The sequence below is a fragment of the Bradyrhizobium sp. i1.15.2 genome, assembly GCF_040548425.1.
Taxonomy (GTDB): Bacteria; Pseudomonadota; Alphaproteobacteria; order Rhizobiales; family Xanthobacteraceae; genus Bradyrhizobium; species Bradyrhizobium canariense.
In genome coordinates, this window is the sequence record NZ_JBEPRQ010000046.1 from 24,729 (window position 1) to 31,363 (window position 6,635).

At 63.9% G+C, this 6,635-nt stretch carries 6 protein-coding genes; 2 read left to right on the plus strand and 4 right to left on the minus strand.

From position 1 onward, the window contains the following. Positions 1 to 2 precede the first annotated feature (2 nt). Both ABIB80_RS37720 and ABIB80_RS37725 read right to left on the minus strand, forming a co-directional pair. Positions 3 to 1,544 carry an alkaline phosphatase D family protein gene (locus ABIB80_RS37720; protein WP_007598742.1) on the minus strand — a complete coding sequence of 514 codons (1,542 nt, stop codon included), beginning with the start codon at positions 1,542 to 1,544 and terminating at the stop codon, positions 3 to 5. Positions 1,545 to 1,649: 105 nt separating this feature from the next. Continuing rightward, on the minus strand, positions 1,650 to 3,095 hold the full coding sequence (locus ABIB80_RS37725) for a TAXI family TRAP transporter solute-binding subunit (RefSeq protein WP_354129461.1): 1,446 nt from the start codon (positions 3,093 to 3,095) through the stop codon (positions 1,650 to 1,652). Positions 3,096 to 3,248: 153 nt separating this feature from the next. Between ABIB80_RS37725 and ABIB80_RS37730 the strand changes: the two genes are divergently transcribed. Continuing rightward, positions 3,249 to 3,551, plus strand: coding sequence for a 4a-hydroxytetrahydrobiopterin dehydratase (locus tag ABIB80_RS37730; RefSeq protein ID WP_007598746.1), 303 nt, complete (start codon positions 3,249 to 3,251; stop codon positions 3,549 to 3,551). A gap of 92 nt (positions 3,552 to 3,643) precedes the next feature. Then, on the plus strand, positions 3,644 to 4,033 hold the full coding sequence (locus ABIB80_RS37735) for a YkvA family protein (RefSeq protein WP_354129462.1): 390 nt from the start codon (positions 3,644 to 3,646) through the stop codon (positions 4,031 to 4,033). A gap of 143 nt (positions 4,034 to 4,176) precedes the next feature. Here the strand turns inward: ABIB80_RS37735 and ABIB80_RS37740 are convergent, their stop codons facing one another. Further along, a complete protein-coding gene (locus tag ABIB80_RS37740; protein ID WP_007598749.1) occupies positions 4,177 to 5,337 on the minus strand; it encodes a TAXI family TRAP transporter solute-binding subunit in 1,161 nt (386 codons plus the stop codon). Between the two features lie 18 nt (positions 5,338 to 5,355). Then, entirely contained in the window at positions 5,356 to 6,198 is an 843-nt protein-coding gene (locus ABIB80_RS37745; protein ID WP_007598750.1) for a hypothetical protein, read from the minus strand. Positions 6,199 to 6,635 lie beyond the last annotated feature (437 nt).

Sequence of the window (6,635 nt, forward strand, 5' to 3'; positions counted from 1 at the left end):
CGTCAGGCCTGCTTCGGATCGAGCGTGGTCGACCATAGCGCGACGTCGGCGCGGTCGCGCAAGGTCACCGTCATCTGTCCTGAAGCGCCATCGATCTTGACGTGACCGAAGAACTGCATGCCGGCGGACGGCGGCAGGTTCTGGTTGTCTTTCCCCGGCGCCTTGACGAAACGCACCTCCGGTCCAAACGTATTGTCGAGTGCGTTCGGACCGAACGTGCCCGCGTGAAGCGGGCCCGACACGAACTCCCAGAACGGCTCGAAATCCTGGAATTGCGCCTTGTTGGGATCGTAATAATGCGCGGCAGCGTAATGCACGTCCGCCGTCAGCCACACGGTGTTGCTGACCGGCGCCATCTTGATGAAGCGCAGGATGTCGGCGATCTCGAACTCGCGGCCGCGCACCGGGCCGTCGCCCTGCGCAATGGCTTCCGATCCACCCTTCGGCGTGTCCGACACGACGAGGCTGAGCGGCATGTCGGAGGCGATCACTTTCCAGGTCGCGCGCGAATTCAACAGGCCGCGCTTGAGCCAGGCGGTCTGGTCCGGGCCGAGGAAATAGCTGGCCGGGTCGTAAGCGGTTTCGAGGTTGGGGCCATTCGGGCCGCGATAGCTACGCTCGTCGAGCACGAACACGTCGAGATGGGGACCATAGGAGATCTGCCGATAGACCCGGCCGGGCTCGACGATGCTTTCGCGCATCGGATACATCTCGTGGAAGGCACGGCCTGCGCGGGCCGCAAGCAGCGCGATGTCGCGCTCCTTGTAGGTCGCGGGCAGCTCCTTCGACAGCGACCAGTTGTTGGTCACCTCATGGTCGTCCCACTGCACGAAGATCGGCACTTCGGCATTGAAGGCGCGAAGATTGTCGTCGGTGAAATTGTATTTGTGCGCGGCGCGGTACTCGTCCAGCGTCTCGGCGACCTTGGCCTTCTCGGGAATCGTGACGTTCTTCCAAATCTTGCCATCGGCGAGCTTCACCTCGGACTGGATAGGGCCGTCGGCATAGATGGTGTCACCGGAGTGCAGGAAGAAATCCGGACGGTGCTTGCGCATCGCCGAGAAGGTGAACATGCCGCCGTCATCGGGGTTGATGCCCCAGCCTTGTCCTGCGACGTCGCCGCCCCAGACGAAGCTGACGTCACGGCGGTCGGCGGGCGCGGTGCGGAAGCGGCCGGTCACCGGCTCGCCCTCCACCGCGGTGTGCGAAAGATCGCGGAAGCGGACGCGATAGAAAATGTCCTGTCCGCCCGGCAGGTTTTCGATCAGCATCTTTGCGGTGAAGTCGCTCTCGGGCAGCGCCGCGATCGGCGGCAGTGCGCGGGCATCCCTGAACGACTCCGTCGTCGCCACGTCGACCAGCATCTGTGCGGGCCGGTCGGTACGCGCCCAGACCACCCCGCCGTCGACGGTGACGTCGCCCGACTGCACGCCATGGGTCACCGCCGGCCGGTCGGCCGCGCGAGAGAGATGGGGCATTGCGACCGCGCCGAGCGCGCCGGCACTGGTCGTCAGGAAATTGCGGCGGGAGAATTTGATGTTCATGGGACGGTCTCGATATCGCGTGAGGCGGCCGTCCAGGGCGGCCGCCACGGTGAAGCCCGACGCTATATTGAGACAATGTGACGCAGCGATAACGGGTGCAAGCGCTTACGCGTTGCCCGCGGCCCGGAATTGCGCGCCGGTGCGCTGCAGGTTCTGTGGCAGGCTGAACAGCACCGCCTTGCGGTCGGCAACCGCCGCATGGAACTGGTCGAGCGCAATGTTGAAGGCGGTGAGCGCGCCTTCCTCGATCGCGCCGTGGTCGTAGCAGCGCAGCGTGTCGCGCAGGATCTCGTCGGCCTCGGTCTGCATCTGATCGAGATCTTCGGTCGTTTCGCCCTTTCGAGCGGCGGTGATCATGTCGAGCAGCCGCTCGCGCAGATGGCTGTTGTTGTCGCGCTCGTCCTTCTTCAGATAGCCTGCAAACCAGGCGCCGATCGAGCCCATGGCCGAGAGCGCCATCAGGGTCCACCAGATGTAATCGCTGTATCTGTCGAGGAAGGTCTTTTCCTCGCCGTCGACGAAAGCGGCGGCGCCGGGATGCACGGGAATCACCGCATCCTTGTCGGTGTCGGGCGTTTCGATCTTCGCCGCCAGCGGGAATTCCGTCACCAATTGCTGGCGCACGGAGAACAGCTGGCGCGTGAACGCCGCGATGGTGGTTTCGGACACAGTTTTGCGCGCCACGATGTGGTGCGAGAAGCTGATGGTCTTGACCTCGTCGTCGGGGCGATCGGGCGAGCCGCCGTAAGTGCCCGCGGGAATTTCGGCCGCTTCATAGACCGGATGATTTTGCGCGATCGCATCCGCGGAATCGATCGCGAGAAAGGTTGGCGTGCCGAAATCCTTGGTGGAGGCGGCGATCGCCTCGGACGTGATCTTGCTGTTGACGGGACCGGCCGCGAGATAGGCATCAGCCCTCTGGGCCTTGATCGCCTCGACGGCTTCGCTTGCCGGGTATTGCACGATCTCGACCTTGGCGGGATCGACGCCGTATTGCTGCAGGATCACCTTGAGCAAATTGACGTTGGCCTGGGTGCGGCCGACCACGCCGACCCGATGTCCGGCGAGCTGCGCGATCTTGGTGATCTTCGGACCCTTCTTCTTGCCCTTGCCGGACACGGACCACAGCACCACGACGTTCTTGCGCAGGGTCGCAACCGCTTGCGCGTTCTTCGGTACGTCGACGTCGCCGCGCACGATGGCGAGGTCGGCCTTGCCTTCCGCGAGCAGATTGGCGCTGGCGGTGGCGCCGTCGGTCTGGATCGGGCGCAGCCGCACAGAACTCTTGTGCTGCGCGAAGGCCTGGGTCAGTGCCTGCACGACCTTGACGTCATCGCTATTGGCGGGGCCGACCGCGATCTTCAGCGTCACCGGCCGCATGGCAAAATAGTAGCCGCCGGCGAGCGCGCCAACGATCGCGAGCACCAGCGCGAGAGTCACGAGCGCCGTCTTCCGCGCCGATGATCGCGGCGAGGGCGGGGTGGGCGCTTCGGCCAGGTCCAATCCCCCGGTCATCGATCTCCCGAACGGTCGCTTGAGGCTCAGTTTCATCTTGGCCGGCGATTTACGCCCGCAAGTGTAGCAAATTTCTTGTCCGGCAGGGTTACATCTCCGTCATGGTTAGCGGATGGGGTCTAATCCCGTATGAACCCGGGGCGTCGGTGCGGTGTTAAGGTAAAGTTCCCCTGAAGGACGGAGGCGATGATGGCAGAACGGCTCTCGGCGGAGGCGCGCAGGCAGGCGCTGGGCGGACTACCTGATTGGACCGAGGTTCAAGGACGCGACGCGATCGGGAAAACCTTTGTCTTCAAGGATTTCAACGAGGCGTTCGGCTTCATGACGCGCGCGGCGCTGGTCGCCGAGAAGATGGACCACCACCCCGAATGGCGCAACGTCTACAAGACGGTGGAGGTGGTGCTGTCGACCCACGACGCCGGCGGCGTCACCGCGCTCGACATCGCGCTCGCCAAGGCGATGAACGCCATCGCCAAGCTGACACCAGGCTGACGTCTTGCAGGGCCCGGCCGCGTCCCCATCTTGTGATCAGCACGGGATGCGGCGATCTGCCGCCCCAGGCTGGAACGGGGAGTTTGCCGAAAATGGCCGCCGAACACAGCGTCGGTTTCGAGCCGGCCGACCGGCTCGCGGAAGATCGTGAGAGCGTGCGGCGCCGCTTCTGGCGCAAGCTGAAGCGTGTCGCCGCGCAACTACCGTTCGCGGGGGATCTGCTCGCCGCCTATTACTGCGCCTTCGACCGGCAGACGCCGCGCCATGTCCAGGCGTCGCTGCTCGGGGCGATCGCTTATTTCATCCTGCCGTTCGATTTCGTCCCCGACGTGATGCCGATCCTCGGCTTCACCGATGACGCCGCCGTGCTCGCCACTGCGATCCGCATGGTCGCCAGCCACATCACGAACGAGCATCGCGAAGCCGCCCGCGCCGCGCTGAAGCGCGGGGTGGATGAGGTGGACGTGGAAGCCGCGCAGTAGCTGTCGCCGCATACTCCGCTGTCATTCCCCGCGAAGGCGGGGAATCCAGTACGCCGCGGCCGCCTTCCGATTGAACCATAACCGTCTCGGAATGCTGTCATCGCCCGCCTTCGCGGGCGATGACAGCTGTGGATGACTGCTCGCTACTTCTTTTCCGCCTGCGCCTGCGCCTTTTCCGCGTCCCACGCCTGGAATTGCTTGAACAGCGTTTCCTTATCCGCGTCGGACACTTTTGCGGCCGAGGGGCTCTGTTGCAGGAACGCCTCGAAGCGTTGCCGCGTCACCGGTTCGACGCCGTGGCGGTTGAGCCATTGCTGCGCCACCGGCAATCTGTTCCAGCCCGCCAAGGGCGCCGCGAGCGAGACCTCCTTCCACTTGGGATGGAAAGGCGGGTTCTGCAGCGTCGGGAACTTCGTGAAGAACGCGTCCACGTACAATGCAAGCTTGCGGTAGCGCTCGGTGTTGGGCGCCCAGTTGTAGGCCGCGAGCACCGCCGGCACCGCGATGGTGTCCACGCTCTCGCCCTCCTTGACTAGGTTCGGATAGTCCTTGGCGGTCAGCGTCGCCGGCAGATAGTCGCTCTGGAGGGGCTTTGCATAGTCCACGGTCGCAAGGTGGAAGCGGCCGTCATTGCCGAAGGTCGAAACGGACTTGTACGGTTTGCCGCCGACCACGATGACGGCGTCGATCTCGCCGGCCTTCAGTTTCTCCATCGCGATGCGCTGCTCGACATAAACGAATTTCGCCTTGATCCCGAGCCGCTCGAACACGGTGAGCGCGGTGACGAAGGTGCCGCCGTTCGGCAGATCGACGCTTACAGTTTTACCTTCCAGATCCTTGAGTGTCGCGACCGCTTTTGGCGCGATCACCTGCATCTCCTCGTTGTAGAGCTTCGTCACATAGGTGAATTGCTTCTTGATGTCCTTGGCAAAACCTTTGCGCTCGAGATAGTCGAGCGTATCCGCGCGCACGATTCCGAGATCGACGCCTTGCAGGAACAGGATGTCGGCAACGCTCTGCACCGAGCCTCGGCCGACGATTGGCAACACACGAATCCTGTTGCCGTCGTCGAGCACGGAGGCGAGGTCGGCGCCGAATTGCACATAGGTGCCGCCGATCGTGCCGGTGATCAACGTCACGGTGTTGGCGTTCAGCGACTGCTTGGTCGAGCTCGAACCGAACTGGAAGATGGCTTTCAGGCTGTCAGAGACCTTGGCCGGATCATATTCGGTCTGCTCGGCGCGTGCCGCGAAGGCACAGATCGTCATGATGGCGGCAAGCGCCATTCTCAAAGCGTTACGCATGATATCCCCTAAAGAGTTCTAGTTCTGAAGCTGGGCGAGGCGTTGCCGCGCCTCCGCCGATCCAAGGCCTGCGGCCTTTTGGTACCAGTCGCGCGCGGCGGTCGCGTCGGCAGCAACGCGCCGCGCGTCGCTCGTGCCCAGCACCGCCGGGTCATAGGTTTGCGCGAGCAGAAATGCAGCCGTTGCATCCTGTGCATTGGCGGCGCGTTCGAGCAGCAGGCGCGCCGCGGCAATGTCGCCGACCGCCAACAGACCGTTCGCGCGCGCCATCAGCCCAGCCAGTGTGTCGGCATCGAGCGTCTTGGCGGGCGGTGGGGGCGCAGGCGGCGCGGCGACTGGCCCGGGCGCCTGGGCTTGCAGCGCGGTTTGATAGGCAGTCGCAATCGCTTCGCGGCTCGGAGCTGAGGCTGCGGGGAGATCCTGCGCGTCAGCGCTCGCCAGCCTCGTGTTGCCCAAGCGCGCCGGGTCCTTGTACGCGGTCTGAGGCCTGTCCGGCACGTCGGCCGACGCCATGGCCTGGTCCAGCTCGGCACCCGTCGGGCTGGCAGCGTCGGCGGCGAAGAGATTGCGGAGACTGGGCTGAAACAGCGCGGCCGCAACGGCCAGCGTGGATGCGACGAGAACCGCCGCGAGAACAGGCGGGACAAATCTGAGCCGGGGACTCAACGCCCGCGCCGTATATTCGGCTGAATCCGGCACACCGAGCGGATCGGACAGGAACAGTGGAATTGGATCTTCCGGTGACAGATCGACCCGCGCGGCGCGCGCACGGATATAGGACGCGACGGCCGGATGTGATGCAGTTTGATCGGAATCGACCGATCTCGATTCCCTGGACGGGCGGTACGCCGTCGTCTCCATGGTGATGCTCCCCCTTACTAACGCAACGCTGGGGCATCCCGGCTTCAGTCTTTTTGTTGTTGTCCAGAAATGCCCCGCAAACTGGAGCCGGTAAATCGCCGTCTGAATCAGCCCAAAAAAAGTCGGCGGCTTGCGCGAATCGGGAGATATTTGGGTTTGATTGGGGCGAGGCGAAGGAATGCCCCGCAATTTTGTCGGTAATGGTTGAGGGGGATTGATCCGGCGGCGGCGCGGACACTGCCTGTCCCGCGCTCGCTGTCATTCTCCCCGAAGGCGGGAATCCAGTACGCCGCGGCTTCTCGATTCAATGACTGACGTCTCGGAGTACTGGATCGCCCGGTCAAGTGTTTAGACCGGAGACATAGCTGACGCTTGTTCGGACACATCACTGACAGGTTGGCCATTGGTCAAGTCGATTGATGCGACCTGCCAACTGG